This window comes from Streptomyces sp. NPDC056600, assembly GCF_042792855.1.
Classification (GTDB): domain Bacteria; phylum Actinomycetota; class Actinomycetes; order Streptomycetales; family Streptomycetaceae; genus Streptomyces.
In genome coordinates, this window is record NZ_JBHTVQ010000053.1 from 36,042 (window position 1) to 49,159 (window position 13,118).

Sequence of the window (13,118 nt, forward strand, 5' to 3'; positions counted from 1 at the left end):
GATGCATGCTGAAACGACACGTCTCCGCTGGAATTGAGCGGCAGGTTCCGGGTCGGCCCGCGAAGGCGCGGCGCGGGACGCTTGGAGCCGCCCTGGACGGCCCGATCACCGGAAAGGCCCTAAGGCTTGTCCCGTATAACGCTGTGACCTGGTACATCGGTCGGCGGTACTGTCGGCCGATGGAGCCTGACAAGTCAAAGGAGTGCCCGCTTCATGGTGCTGGGGCGAGCGCGCAGAGCTTGGTGGGGCATCGGCTCGCGGAGGTCGTCGGCTCGTGGCACATGTACGGCAGTGATGCCCCTGCGGGCCCGCTGGATGTGTGGCTGATCGATGACCGGGGTGCCGCCATCCACGTCACGACCGGATCGGATTGGTGTCTGATCGTTGAGGCGTCGATGCCGCACGCCGGCTACGACATGGGCGACTTGGGACGCGTCACCGTGGGGACGATCGATGAGGAGTCGCCGTTCGTGGACCACGTCGGGGAGGAGGTTCTGGAGGTGCGGGAGGAACACGCACCGAACACCGGGCGCGTCGCCCTGGAGCTCACGTTCCCTACAGGTCGGGTCCGTTGTGACAGCTGGGCTGGGGACCTCCGCTTGACCTCGGTGTGATGATCTCGGCGTGACTGGTGTGATCACGGCGTCAGAGTCTTCCTGGACAGGCCCGTTCATGGGGCTCAGCCCAAGGCTGTTCCAGAAGCTGGTGGCCAAGCTGCGACGCGAAGGGGCAGACGCGACCCGCAGGGCCGGCCGTGGAGCCTTCCGCTGGAGAACAGGGCATTGCTGGTCGCCGCCCACTGGCGGACGAACCTGACCATGCGACAGGTTGGCCCGCTGTTCGGGGTCTCCAAGTCGGCGGCGGGCCGCATCATCGACCGTCTGGGACCGATGTTCGCGCTCCAACCGCGGAAGCGGTTCGCCAAGAACACTGTGCTCATCGTGGACGGCATCCTCGTGCCCACCCGCGACCACACCGTGGCCGAGGGGTCGAAGAACTACCGGTACTCCCCGAATCACCAGGTCGTGATTGATGCTGACACCCGCCTGGTCGTGGTGGTTGGCCAGCCGCTTGCCGGCAACCGCAACGACTGCAAGGCGTGGGAGGAGTCCGGGGCCAAGGCCGCCGTCGGCAGGACGCTCACGATCGCCGACGGCGGCTATCTGGGCACGGGACTCGTGATCCCACACCGTCGCGAGCGCGGCCAGATCGAACTCCCGGCCTGGAAGGAGGAGCACAACCGCTCCCACAAGCAGGTCCGAGCCCGTGTCGAGCACGTCTTCGCCCGCATGAAGACCTGGAAGTTCCTCCGCGACTGCCGACTCAAAGGCGACGGCGTCCACCACGCCATGCTCGGCATCGCCCGCCTGCACAACCTCGCCCTGGCCGGGTAGCGGTGAGAGTACGCACTACCACTGCCGTGTCCACCGCGACTCGAAGATCGATTGGGGGACAGCCCTCAGGCCGGCTGCAGTGCCTCCGCCCGCACGGCGCGGGCCCACTCGACGACCAGCTGTTCGTAGCGGGCGCGGTCCTGGGCGGTCGGCGCGCCGCTCGAACGGAGCCACAGCGCGCGGATCATCTCGTTCAGCTCGGCGGCTGAGCGCGCGGAATCACGGACCTCGGCATTGAGGAGCATGGTGTCCACCCTAGGGGCAAGGTATGACACTCCGCTACCGCCTCACTACACATCGGCCGCGTGCGGGCTCAGCACACCCGTCGTGATCAGGCCGAGGATGATGAGGCCGAGGGCGATTCGGTACCAGACGAACGGCATGAACGACTTGGTGCTGATGAACTTCATGAACCAGGCGATCACCGCGTAGCCGCAGACGAACGCGATCACCGTGGCCAGGAACGTCGGACCCCAGGAGACGTGGGAGCCCTCCGCGGCGTCCTTGAGTTCGAACAGGCCCGACGCCAGGACGGCGGGGATCGCCAGCAGGAAGGAGTAGCGGGCCGCGGCCTCCCGGCGGTAGCCCATGAAGAGGCCGCCGCTGATGGTGGCTCCCGAGCGGGAGACGCCGGGGACCAGGGCCATGGCCTGGCAGAGGCCGAAGATCAGGCCGTCGCGGATGCCGAGGTGCGTCAGGTCCTTCGGCCGGCGGAGACGGTGCCGCCCGCCGCCCCCGGAAGGCCGCCCGCCGCCCTCCACGGGCCGCTCGGCGGCCTCCGAGGCCCGCTCGGCGAGACGGTCGGCGACGCCGATGACGACGCCGACCACGATCAGCATCGTGGCGGTGACCCGCAGATCGCGGAACGGGCCCTCGATGTGGTCCTTGAGGGCCACACCGAGGACGCCGATCGGGATCGAGCCCACGATCACCAGCCAGCCCATCTTGGCGTCGTGGTCGCGGCGCGCCTCCCGGTCCCGCAGGGAGCGGAACCAGGCACTCACGATCCGCCCGATGTCCTGGCGGAAATAGATCAGCACCGCGGCCTCGGTGCCGATCTGGGTGATGGCGGTGAACGCCGCCCCCGGGTCGTGCCAGCCGGAGAACGCGGCGGTCAGCCGGAGGTGGGCGCTCGAGGAGATGGGCAGGAACTCGGTCAGCCCCTGGACGAGTCCGAGGACGAGCGATTCGAACCAAGACATGGGTGCAGGTAGTCCAAGTGCTGATCGGGGAGGAAGGCCGGGTCACGACGACGCCGGGGTGCGGGCACTGTAACGGTGCCGCGGCGTCCTCCAGGTGATCCACGGATGAACGGGAGGCGTCGCGTCGCCGACCGGTCAGCGCGCGCGCAGGTGGTGGCGCTTGCGCCAGGCGAAGACGGCGCCCCCCATGGCCGGGAGGGCGATGACGGCCACGGCGATCAGGAAGGCCGGCGAGGTGGGACTGGCGGCGCGGGCCCCGGCGACCGCGTAGGCGGCGGTGTTGGGGATCGAGCCGAGGGCGGTGGCGAGAAGGAAGGAGGAGGCCCGCATCCGGGAGACGGAGGCGCAGTAGTTGGCGGCCCAGAACGGGATGCCGGGGAAGAGTCTCAGCACCATCATCGAGCGGAAGCCGTGCCGGCTGAGCTGGCCGTCGGCCGCCTGGAGCCAGCGGGCGCGCAGCAGCGGCCGCAGGGCGTCCTGGCCGAGCAGCCGGCCGAGGCCGAAGGCGAGACCCGCGCCGAGCACGGTGCCGCCGAGCGCCGTCGCCAGGCCCAGTGTCGAGCCGAAGAGCGCGCCGGCCGCCAGGTTGAGCACCGGGCGCGGGACGAAGGCCACGGTGCACAGCCCGTAGGCCACTCCGAACGCCAGCGCGGCGAGACCGCCGCCGAACTGGGGCGGCCAGCCGTCGGCGACGAGGCGCTGCGGCTCGAACATCAGGACGGTCCCGGCGGCGGTGGCCAGGAGGAGCAGCAGTAGGCCGAGACGGGCCCACGGCGACAGCAGCAGCCGGGCGCAGCGGGCCAGCGGCCCGCGTGGCACGGGGGCCGCGGGCGGCGCCGGCTGGTTCGCCGGTTGCGCTGTCCTGGTCGGTTTGACGGGAGGGGTGATCACTAATCCAGCGGCCGCGGCGGGGGACGGTGCCGCGGCGGTGCCCCCAGAGCGGGTGGTGGCATCGAGCATTTGGCGACAGTAACCGAGGATGTGGGGTGTTCGCTCCCTACCGTGGCGTACGACATACCGTCATACCGGCACAATGGCTTGGTGAACGAGCCCGTACCCGTGTCCCGCGCCGTCGACCACGGCACCGCGAAACTGATGCCCGACGTGGACCGGGAGCGGGCCTGGCTGCTGACCGTCGACGGGGCGCCGCAGTCCTACGTCGACCTGGACGAACCGGCCCACCTGGAGTTCGAGTACACCCGCCGGATCGGGCACCTGGTCGACACGCTGGCCGAGCCCGGGGCGGGGCTGGACGTGGTGCATCTGGGCGGCGGGGCCCTCACCTTGCCCCGCTATGTGGCCTCCACCCGGCCGGGGTCCCGTCAGGACGTGGTCGAGTACGACCGCGGACTCCTGGAGATGGTGCTGGAGCACCTGCCGCTGCCGGAGGAAACCGGTGGGGGCGGTGTCCGCACACATGTGGGCGACGCACGTGCGTGGCTGGAGCGCGCACCGGAGGACAGTGCGGACCTGGTGGTGGCGGACGTGTTCGGCGGCTCCAGGGTGCCGGCGCACCTCGCCTCGCTCGGTCTCGTGCGGGAGGCGCGGCGGGTGCTGCGGGACACGGGGGTGTACGTCGCCAACCTGGCGGACGGGGCGCCGTTCGCGTTCCTGCGCTCCCAGATCGCCACGGTGGCGGCCGTCTTCGCGGAGACGGCGCTGATCGCCGAGCCGGGTGTCCTGCGCGGGCGGCGGTTCGGAAACGCGCTGCTCGTCGCGTCGGGCCGGCCGCTGGACGTGGCGGGGGTGGCCCGGCGGGTGGCCGCCGACGCGTTCCCGGCGCGGGTGGTGCACGCGGAGGCGCTGCGGGACTTCACCCGGGGCGCGGCGGCCGTGGACGACGCGGACGCGGTCCCCTCCCCGGAGCCGCCCGACGGCGCCTTCGGCATCGGCTGACCTTGTCCACCCCCGTCCGTCGGGGCAGGAGCGGCTACCGCGGCGCCTCGGCGGGGGCAGGAGCAGGGACGGTGGCGTCGAGGGCGACCGGCGTGACCGGAGGGACGACCGCGTCGAGGGCGCCGCCCGCCTTGGCGTGGGGGTCGGACCGCAGGGTGAGGCGGCGGACGTCGGGGACCAGGAGGACCGCGGCGGTGACGAGGACGACCAGCGCCGCGCAGCCCCACAGCGCCGAGGTGCGTCCGAACGCCGTCTCGGCCGGCCCGGCCAGCGCCGTGGCCAGCGGCACCATCGCGATCGAGCCGAACCAGTCGTAGGCGGAGACCCGGGACAGCTTGTCCTCGGGTATCTCCTGGTGCAGCGCCGTCATCCAGGAGACGCCGAAGACCTCGATGGTCACGCCTGTCGCGAACATGACCCCCCACAGCACCCCGGTCGGCACCGGAACCGCGAGGGCGGCGCTGGGCAGCGCCAGCGGGAAGACGCACAGCGTGCCCGCCAGCAGCAGCCGCCGGGGCTTCCAGCGGGTCATCAGCAGACCGCCCGCCATGGTGCCCGCCCCGAACGCGGCCAGGGCCAGCCCCCAGGGACCCGCGCCGCCCAGGCTGTCGCGGGCCACCAGCGGCCCGTACACCGCCTCGGCCGCGCCCACCACCGCGTTGGCCACCGAGAACTGGATCACGATGCCCCACAGCCAGGGACGGGACGCGAACTCCTGCCAGCCCTCCCGCAGGTCGGCGAGCATGCCGCCACCGGGCTCGCGCGGCGCGATGCCGCGGACGTCGAGGAGGGCCCGCAGCGAGGCGGCCACCGCGAAGGCGGCCGCGTCGACGGCCAGCACCCAGCCGGGGCCCATGGCGGCGACCATCGCCCCGCCCAGCGCCGCCCCGCCCAGCGAGGCGCCGTGCATGGCCATGCGGTAGACGGCGAAGGCACGGCCGGCCTCGCCGGCGGGGACCGAGGAGAGCAGCATGCCCTCCGAGGCGGGACCGAAGAACGCCTGCGCCGCACCGCCGAGGCCGGCCAGCAGCATCATCTGCCACAGCCGCGCCTCCCCGGCGATGACCAGCGCGGCGAAGGCGGCCTGGGAGAGACAGTTGACGGTGTTCGCCGCCACCATCACCCGGTGCCGGGGAAGCCGGTCGGCGACCGCCCCGCCGATGAGCAGGAACAGCACCAGCGGCAGCGTGCGCGAGGCCACCACCAGGCCGACGTCTCCGCCGGATCCGCCGGAGTCGAGCACGGCGAAGGCCGAGGCGATCATCGCGCCCGCGCCACCGAGGTTGGTGACGCAGGCGGCGGCGGTGAGCAGGACGTAGTTGCGGCGGCCGCCGGTGGACGGCGACGGTGCGGGCGGGGTGGTCACCCCCTGACTATCCCCGCTGACCAGGGCGGTCGCCAAACCTGTTTCCGGCCCTCACGGGACCGGACTCGTGCGGGACCTGCTCCCGGAGGGCCGGTCCCGCACGAACGGGCCGGGGCGTCAGCCCTTGGGGGTGCCGTGCAGGCGGACGGTGTCGAGCACCTTCATGATGGTCTCCTCGGACACCTCGTCCTCCACCCCGGTGGCCCCGAACAGGGTCCAGGCCACGAAGTCGCCGTTGGAGTTCTTGAAGCCGAAGGTGAGGGCCTTGCCGTCGGTGGCGCACTTGCCCTTGTCCGGGGTGTTCTTGGACCGGGCCCAGGCGATGCTGCCCTCGACTCCGGACGCCGTCGTGTAGGGCTTGGCCTTCTTGTCCCAGGTGACGCTCTTCTTGTCGGGCTGCGTGTAGCCGGCGAACACCCACGTGTTGGAGTGGTTGATCGCCACCTCGTCGGTGCTCTTCGCACCGTTGGCGCCCTTGGTGCCGACGGTGGCCAGGGCGGTCTCGTCCTCCCGGCCGTCCTTGTCGTCGTCCGAGACGCACCACTTCGACTTGTAGTACGCCGGCGCCGACATGACGATCAGCGGATCGAGGTCGTCCGAGCCGTCCTTCTCGAACCCGATCAGCATCGTCGGGCTCTCCACCTCCCAGTCCGCCGGGACGTCGAAGGCGGTGCCCCACTTGGGGTTCACCACGACCTTCCAGCCGGGGACCGTCGGCTTCGGGCCCTCGCCGCGCGGGTTGTCCTCCGAGGACCCGGTGGGCTTCGGGGAGGCGGGCTTCGAGGCGGACGCGGAGGCGGACGGCTTGCCGTCACCGCCGGCCACGACCTTCTCGTCGTCGTCGCCCAGCACGAGGAAACCGGTCACCGCGGCCGTCAGCACCACCGCGGAGGCGGCGACGATCGCGACCAGCTTCGTCCGCCGCGACGGGTCCGAGGGACCGCCGCCGGCGGGCGGCTGCGCGGGGCCCGCCGGCCCGGCCGGCCCCCACTGGCCCTGCGGGGCGTAGGGACCGGGCTGCGGCTGCTGCTGGTAGCCGGGCGACTGGTACGGGTTGGGCTGCTGCTGGTACCCCGGCTGCTGGTAGGGGTTCACCGGCTGCTGCGGGGTGTTCGGGTTCTGCTCGCCACCAGGCGGCTGCTGTCCAGGCCACATGAGCCGTAACCCTAGTCGCGCAGAGACACGCTTTGGTCACCGTTCCTCGTCCGTGGTGTAGCGATGGGCAGATCCGGTTCCGGCGGACGGACGGTAGGCTTCCCGGCATACGGGCGCGGGTGCGGGCACGGGTGCCGACGCCCCCCGTGCCACGACGGCGACAGCGCGCACCGGTCGGTGGGGACCGGACACGACAACCCGGCGAGACACGAGAGCGCAGGAAGAAGGCACAGGTGCACGTCCAGGAATGGCTCGAGACGGTGCCGGCGGGCGCGGTCTACGCGTTGGTGGGCATCGTCATCGGTCTGGAGAGCCTCGGCATCCCGCTGCCCGGCGAGATCGTGCTGGTCTCCTCGGCGCTGCTCTCCTCCCAGCACGCGGGCATCGACCCGCTGATCCTCGGCATCTGCGCCAGCGCCGGAGCGATCATCGGTGACTCGATCGGCTACGCCATCGGCCGCAAGGGCGGACGCCCGCTGCTGGCCTGGCTGGGCGCGAAGTTCCCGAAGCACTTCAGCGAAGGGCACGTGGCCGCAGCGGAGAAGTCCTTCGACAAGTGGGGCATGTGGGCCGTCTTCTTCGGCCGGTTCGTCGCCCTGCTGCGGATCTTCGCCGGCCCGCTGGCGGGCGTGCTGCAGATGCCGTACTGGAAGTTCCTGATCGCCAACGTCAGCGGCGGCATCGTCTGGGCCGGCGGCACCACCGCGGTCATCTACTACGTGGGCATCGTCGCCGAGGCGTGGCTGAAGCGGTTCTCCTGGGTGGGGCTGGTGCTCGCGGTGGCCATCGGGCTCACCTCCATGATCCTGATGAAGCGCCGGGCGGCCAAGATGACGGCCTCCGCCTCGGACGCCTCCGGGGACGGGACCGGGGCGACGGACGGCGGGGCGACGGACGAGGGGACGGACGGCGGGACCGGGCGGACCGCCGAGGCGGAAGAGGCCGCGGCGACCGTTCCCGACGGGACGGAGACCACGCCCGCGGACCGGGCGGGAAAGACCGCGCCGGCGGCCGGGCGGGAGCCCGAGCCGGCCGCCGAACGCTGAGGCCGGCTCAGTCGGCCGCGTGCACGGCCCGGTGCGCCTTCGCCAGCTCCGTGTAGTGCGCCGCGTTCAGCTGGATCCCCGCGCGCTCCTCCTCGGTGAGTTCCCGCCGCACCTTGGCGGGGACTCCGGCGACGAGCGAACCGGGCGGCACGACCATCCCCTGCGGCACCAGGGCCTGCGCCGCCACCAGTGACCCGGCGCCGATCACCGCGCCGTTGAGCACGGTGGCGCCCATGCCGATCAGGCAGTCGTCCTCGACCGTCGCCCCGTGCACCACGGCGTTGTGGCCGATCGAGACGCCCCGCCCGATCGTCACCGGGAAGCCGGGGTCGACGTGGAGCGTGCAGTTGTCCTGGACGTTGCTGTTCTCGCCGACCACGATCGGGCCCGCCTCCGAACGCAGCACCGCGCCGTACCAGACGCTCGCGCCCCGGCGCAGCGTCACCTCGCCCAGCAGGACGGAGTTGGGCGCCGCGTAGGCGTCCTCCTCCAGGACCGGTTCCTTGCCGCCGATGCCCGCGACCAGCGCCTCGTGCGCCATTGCCCCTCCAGGTGGTAGCCGTTCCCCGGCACGGTATGCCACCGCCGCTGGGGTGAAGATCACAGGTCCTCGGCAGGGTCGCGGTGCCGGGTGCTGGTTACCGTGAGCGGGTGCCCAAGAGCCAGAACTCCCTCACCGCGTGGCGGCGTCGCCTCCTGCAGCGTGGCGTCCACGCCGCCTGGGCGTGGGTCCAGCGCACCGGAGCGGTGTCCGCCGAGCAGCCGGGCCGGCTGCGGTTCCGGTCGATGGGGCCGCACACCAAGCTCGCGTTTCCCCTGGGCACCGTCTTCGGCGAGCCCTGGATCGAGCTGGGCTCCTACTGCATCATCGGCGAGCAGGTCACCCTCACGGCCGGCCTGATGCCCGACCTCGACCTCGGTGCCGAGACGATTCTGCGCATAGGGAACGGCGTGGTCCTCGGGCGCGGCAGCCACGTCATCGCCGACACCACCGTGTCGATCGGCGACGACTGCTACTTCGGGCCCTACGTCTACGTCACCTCCACCAACCACTCCTACGACGACCCGCACCAGCCCATCGGCAAGCAGTGGCCGCGCACCGATCCGGTGGAGATCGGACCCGGCTGCTGGATCGGCACCGGCGCCGTGATCCTGCCCGGCGCCCGGATCGGGCGGAACGTGGTGGTCGGCGCCGGCTCGGTGGTGCGCGGGGTCGTCCCGGACCACTCCGTGGTCGTCGGCGCGCCCGCCAAGGTCGTCCGGCGCTGGACGCCCGACCAGGGCTGGCAGCCGCCGCTGCGCACGCCCGCGCCGTCCCCCATCCCCGCCGACGCCACCCCCGAGCAGCTGCTGGCCCTGGCCGAGCTCGACGACGAGACGGTGGCGCGCCTGGCGGCCCTCGACGAGGAGGAGACCGCCCGTTTGACCGCCCCCGACGGCAAGCCGGACGCCTCGGCCCCGCAGAGGGCGCGGGACGTCTCCCCGGCCGCCCTCGACCTGCGCGAGGAGCGGGACACCGGTCTCCGACGGGCCGTGCGGAGCCGTCGGCGGTAGCGTCGGCCGCGGAACGCGCGCACCCCGGACGCAGGTGCGGCGCGGGAGCGGAGGAGACCGATGAGCTTCACACCGACCCCGAACGGAACCCGCGGCGCGGCCCAGCCGGGCGCTCTGACGCGCCGGGTGAACGCGCTCGCCATGCGACGGATCGTGCGCCGCGGCGGCGGTCGCGTCATGGGCATGGAGGCACTGGTGCTGACCACCGTCGGACGCCGCTCCGGCCGGACGAGGAAGACGCCGGTGGCCCGCTTCGAGGAGAAGGGCGGGACCTGGCTCATCGTGGCGAGCGCGAACGGCGCGGCACGCAACCCGGACTGGTACTACAACCTGGCCGCCCATCCGGACCGGGTCGCCGTGACCCTGGACGGCCGGACCATGGAGGTCACCGCCGAGCAACTGCGCGGCGAGGAGCGGGAGAAGGTCTGGCGGGTGATCACCGCCGTCCAGCCCCGCTTCGCCGGCTACACGGAGAAGACGGACCGCGAACTGCCGGTGATCCGGCTGACGCCCCGGCCGGTGCGCCTGGGCGAGGGACCCGGCGCCTGAGGCGGGAGTTCCACCTCGCGGGCGGCGGCGGGGGAACCGGAGCGGTTCCGCTACCGTGCCCGGCATGCGCGCACCTCTGGGAGACTTCGCCGACGCCCGTCCCGCCACCGCCTGCCTCGACGAGCTCGTCGGGCCGGTCGCCGAGGCGGTCAGGACCTGGGGCGGGAGCGTCCCGGCGGAGAACATCGTCTACGTCGACACCGACCCGGAGAAGGCGGACACCGCCGTGTTCGTCCAGCACTACGGGAGCGACCTGCTGGACGCCTCGGCCAACTGCGTCGTGGTGGCGGGCAGGCGCGGCCAGGAGACCGGCTACGCCGCCTGCCTGGTGCTCTCCACCACCCGGGCCGACGTCAACGGCCTGGTGCGCCGCCGGCTGGGGGCGCGCAAGGCGTCGTTCGCCCCGATGGACACGGCCACCGGCCTGACGGGCATGGAGTACGGCGGGATCACGCCGGTGGGGCTGCCCGCCGGGTGGCCGGTGCTGGTGGACTCCGCCGTGGCGGCACTGCCGTACGTCCTGGTCGGCAGCGGCCGGAGGCGGGGGAAGCTGCTGGTGCCCGGCCCGGCGCTGGCCGAGCTGCCCGGGGCCGAGGTGGTCGAGGGGCTGGGCCTCCTGGCCCGCTGACCCCGTCCGTCCCGGAGGCGGCGGGCCGGCGCCGTGGGACGGGTTTTCCCGGGAACATGCTGTGGGGAACGCCACTGGAGGCACGGCCGTCCGCTTCCGCGTCCCGGCCGTCGGTTTCCTAGGGTGGAAGAACGCCCTGTTCCCTGACGGCCCCCGCGGCCCGGAGACCTCATGCAGCTTTCGTCCTTGGCCGCGGCGCGGCCCGACCAGCCCGGCGGCATCGCCGGCTGGGCCGTCGATCTGGTGGAGCGCCTGGGCGGTCCCGGAGCCGGACTGGCGATCGCGCTGGAGAACCTCTTCCCGCCGCTGCCCAGCGAGGTGATCCTGCCCCTGACCGGCTTCGCCGCGGGACAGGGCGTGCTGAGCCTGCCCTCCGCGCTGTTCTGGACCACCCTGGGATCGGTGGTGGGCGCGGTGGCCCTGTACTGGATCGGCATCCTGCTGGGCCGCCGCAGGCTCTACGCGGTCTGGGCGAAACTGCCGCTGGTGAAGACCTCCGACCTGGAGAAGACCGAGGACTGGTTCGCCCGGCACGGCACCAAGGCGGTGTTCTTCGGCCGGATGGTGCCGGTCTTCCGCAGCCTGATCTCGGTGCCCGCCGGACTGGAGCGGATGCCGCTGCCGGTGTTCCTGGGGCTGACCGGCCTGGGAAGCCTCATCTGGAACTCCGTGCTGGTCCTGGCCGGCTACTGGCTGGGCGACCGCTGGGAGCTCGTGGAGCAGTACGTGGGCGTGCTGTCCAAGGTGGTCCTCGGCGCGGCGGTCCTGGGGCTGGCGGCCTGGATCACGGTGCGGCTGCGCGAGCGCCGCGCGGAGTCCGGCAGCCGGTCCTGAGCCACGGGCGTACGGCTCGGGCGACCCAGGCTCGGGCGCCCAAGGCTCGGGCGGCTCAGGAGCAGGCGGCTCAGGAGCAGGCGGTCAGGCGAGCCACCAGGTGGTGCCAGGCGTCCTCGACCCGGTCCAGGCCCATGCCGCAGCGAACCGTCAGGTGATGGGTGAGCGAGGTGCTCAGGAAGGCGAGCAGGGTGTGGGCGAGCAGCTCCACGTCGCCCCGCGCGCCGTGCTCGCGCAGCAGGTGCGTGAGGTGGGTGTGACGCAGCAGGTGGGGCGGGCTGCTGAGCGCGCGCAGCGGGTCGGTCTGCAGGGCCAGCCACAGCTCCGTGTGGCTTGCCTCGTGGCGCAGCACCGCCGGGCCGAAGGCGTGCAGCCGCTCCAGGGCGGGCGCGCCCGGGCCGACCGGCGGCGGGCCCGAGAGGAACGAGGTCTGGAACTGCCGCTCGCGGTGGTCGAGGAGGGCGAACAGCAGGCCCGTGCGGTCGCCGAAGCGCCGGAAGACGGTGCCCTTGCCGACGCCTGCCGCCTGGGCCACCGCCTCCATCGTCAGGTGCGCCAGGCCGTGCTCGCCGAGCAGCCGGGTGGCGGCGTCCAGCAGCCGCGCGCGGTTGCGGGCGGCGTCGGCGCGCAGACCGCAGGAGGCGGCCGCGGAATCCGCCGGCACCCCGGTCGTGGGGCCGACGACCGTGAGAGGTTCGCCGGAGGGCGGCGGTACAGCGGTGTCCATGAGCTTCACAGTACCGCAACACAGCGAAAGTGGACCGTGGTCCGGATAGGTGGTACAACTTTGAACGAGGGTCGGCGAGGCGGAGCGTTCCGCTTCCCGTCCAGGTGGTGAGCGTCTGCTCGCCGCCACCCCTGTCGTCCTGTTTCCCCAAGGAGTGCTCATGTCCGTCCGCATCCTCGCCCTTGTCGGCAGCCTCCGTGCCGGCTCGCACAACCGCCAGCTCGCCGAGGCCGCCGCCAAGCACGCCCCCGAGGGTGTGGAGGTGCAGGTGTTCGAGGGTCTGGCCGAGGTGCCGTTCTACAACGAGGACATCGACGTCGAGGGCTCGCTGCCCGAGGCGGCCGCCCGTCTGCGTGAGGCCGCCGGCTCCGCCGACGCGCTCCTGTGGTTCACCCCCGAGTACAACGGCACCATGCCGGCCGTGCTGAAGAACGCCATCGACTGGCTGTCCCGCCCGTTCGGCGCCGGTGCGCTGTCCGGCCTCCCGGTCGCCGTGATCGGCACCGCCTACGGCCAGTACGGCGGCGTGTGGGCCCAGGACGAGGCGCGCAAGGCCCTCGGCATCGCCGGCGCCGTGGTCGTCGAGGAGCCCAAGCTGGCCATAGCCGGCTCGGTCGTCCGCTTCGCCGAGCTGCACCCGGCCGACGACACCGAGGCCGTCGACGGCCTGGTCGAGGTGCTGTCCCAGGTCGCCGAGCGCACCCGCGCCGCTGCCGCCTGAGGCGCCCCGCTCCGCAACCGCCGCGACGGCGGCACGGGTCTTCACC

At 72.6% G+C, this 13,118-nt stretch carries 15 protein-coding genes and 1 pseudogene; 9 read left to right on the top strand and 7 right to left on the bottom strand.

Features of this window, described 5'->3' with window-relative positions; all coding sequences use genetic code 11:
- Positions 1 to 5 precede the first annotated feature (5 nt).
- Positions 6 to 614: a hypothetical protein gene (locus ACFRAV_RS23935; RefSeq protein ID WP_382558308.1), complete on the top strand. Its 609-nt coding sequence runs from the start codon at positions 6 to 8 to the stop codon at positions 612 to 614.
- Positions 615 to 624: 10 nt separating this feature from the next.
- A pseudogene (locus ACFRAV_RS23940) lies at positions 625 to 1,394 on the top strand (transposase).
- Between the two features lie 65 nt (positions 1,395 to 1,459).
- On the opposite strand, the gene ACFRAV_RS23945 reads toward ACFRAV_RS23940, so the two are convergent.
- From ACFRAV_RS23945 to ACFRAV_RS23955, 3 genes are all read right to left on the bottom strand, one after another.
- Entirely contained in the window at positions 1,460 to 1,639 is a 180-nt protein-coding gene (locus ACFRAV_RS23945) for a hypothetical protein (RefSeq protein WP_382558309.1), read from the bottom strand.
- A gap of 45 nt (positions 1,640 to 1,684) precedes the next feature.
- Positions 1,685 to 2,596, bottom strand: coding sequence for an undecaprenyl-diphosphate phosphatase (locus ACFRAV_RS23950; RefSeq protein ID WP_382558310.1), 912 nt, complete (start codon positions 2,594 to 2,596; stop codon positions 1,685 to 1,687).
- A 135-nt stretch (positions 2,597 to 2,731) separates the two neighbouring features.
- Positions 2,732 to 3,556 (bottom strand): TVP38/TMEM64 family protein, encoded by an 825-nt coding sequence (locus ACFRAV_RS23955; RefSeq protein ID WP_382558311.1) that lies wholly within the window; start codon positions 3,554 to 3,556, stop codon positions 2,732 to 2,734.
- Between the two features lie 81 nt (positions 3,557 to 3,637).
- Between ACFRAV_RS23955 and ACFRAV_RS23960 the strand changes: the two genes are divergently transcribed.
- Complete coding sequence (locus ACFRAV_RS23960) at positions 3,638 to 4,492, top strand: spermidine synthase (RefSeq protein ID WP_382558312.1); 855 nt, start codon at positions 3,638 to 3,640, stop codon at positions 4,490 to 4,492.
- Between the two features lie 34 nt (positions 4,493 to 4,526).
- On the opposite strand, the gene ACFRAV_RS23965 is transcribed toward ACFRAV_RS23960, so the two are convergent.
- Positions 4,527 to 5,858 carry an MFS transporter gene (locus tag ACFRAV_RS23965; protein WP_382558313.1) on the bottom strand — a complete coding sequence of 444 codons (1,332 nt, stop codon included), beginning with the start codon at positions 5,856 to 5,858 and terminating at the stop codon, positions 4,527 to 4,529.
- A 117-nt stretch (positions 5,859 to 5,975) separates the two neighbouring features.
- Positions 5,976 to 7,013, bottom strand: coding sequence for a hypothetical protein (locus tag ACFRAV_RS23970; protein WP_382558314.1), 1,038 nt, complete (start codon positions 7,011 to 7,013; stop codon positions 5,976 to 5,978).
- Positions 7,014 to 7,246: 233 nt separating this feature from the next.
- Between ACFRAV_RS23970 and ACFRAV_RS23975 the strand changes: the two genes are divergently transcribed.
- Positions 7,247 to 8,059 (top strand): DedA family protein, encoded by an 813-nt coding sequence (locus ACFRAV_RS23975; protein WP_382558315.1) that lies wholly within the window; start codon positions 7,247 to 7,249, stop codon positions 8,057 to 8,059.
- Between the two features lie 7 nt (positions 8,060 to 8,066).
- Here the strand turns inward: ACFRAV_RS23975 and ACFRAV_RS23980 are convergent, their stop codons facing one another.
- Positions 8,067 to 8,600, bottom strand: a complete 534-nt coding sequence (locus tag ACFRAV_RS23980; protein WP_382558316.1) for a gamma carbonic anhydrase family protein — start codon at positions 8,598 to 8,600, stop codon at positions 8,067 to 8,069.
- Positions 8,601 to 8,710: 110 nt separating this feature from the next.
- Here ACFRAV_RS23980 and ACFRAV_RS23985 point away from each other — a divergent pair, with 110 nt between their 5' ends.
- From ACFRAV_RS23985 to ACFRAV_RS24000, 4 genes are all read left to right on the top strand, one after another.
- Positions 8,711 to 9,613, top strand: coding sequence for an acyltransferase (locus ACFRAV_RS23985; RefSeq protein WP_382558317.1), 903 nt, complete (start codon positions 8,711 to 8,713; stop codon positions 9,611 to 9,613).
- A 60-nt stretch (positions 9,614 to 9,673) separates the two neighbouring features.
- A complete protein-coding gene (locus tag ACFRAV_RS23990; protein WP_382558318.1) occupies positions 9,674 to 10,162 on the top strand; it encodes a nitroreductase/quinone reductase family protein in 489 nt (162 codons plus the stop codon).
- A gap of 64 nt (positions 10,163 to 10,226) precedes the next feature.
- Positions 10,227 to 10,790, top strand: a complete 564-nt coding sequence (locus tag ACFRAV_RS23995; RefSeq protein ID WP_382558319.1) for a YbaK/EbsC family protein — start codon at positions 10,227 to 10,229, stop codon at positions 10,788 to 10,790.
- A 171-nt stretch (positions 10,791 to 10,961) separates the two neighbouring features.
- Positions 10,962 to 11,624 carry a DedA family protein gene (locus ACFRAV_RS24000; protein WP_382558320.1) on the top strand — a complete coding sequence of 221 codons (663 nt, stop codon included), beginning with the start codon at positions 10,962 to 10,964 and terminating at the stop codon, positions 11,622 to 11,624.
- Between the two features lie 70 nt (positions 11,625 to 11,694).
- Here ACFRAV_RS24000 and ACFRAV_RS24005 read toward each other — a convergent pair whose 3' ends face one another.
- Positions 11,695 to 12,351, bottom strand: coding sequence for a TetR/AcrR family transcriptional regulator (locus ACFRAV_RS24005; RefSeq protein ID WP_382558321.1), 657 nt, complete (start codon positions 12,349 to 12,351; stop codon positions 11,695 to 11,697).
- A 160-nt stretch (positions 12,352 to 12,511) separates the two neighbouring features.
- On the opposite strand from ACFRAV_RS24005, the gene ACFRAV_RS24010 reads away from it, so the two are divergent.
- On the top strand, positions 12,512 to 13,072 hold the full coding sequence (locus ACFRAV_RS24010; protein ID WP_382558322.1) for an NAD(P)H-dependent oxidoreductase: 561 nt from the start codon (positions 12,512 to 12,514) through the stop codon (positions 13,070 to 13,072).
- The last annotated feature ends 46 nt before the right edge of the window (positions 13,073 to 13,118 follow it).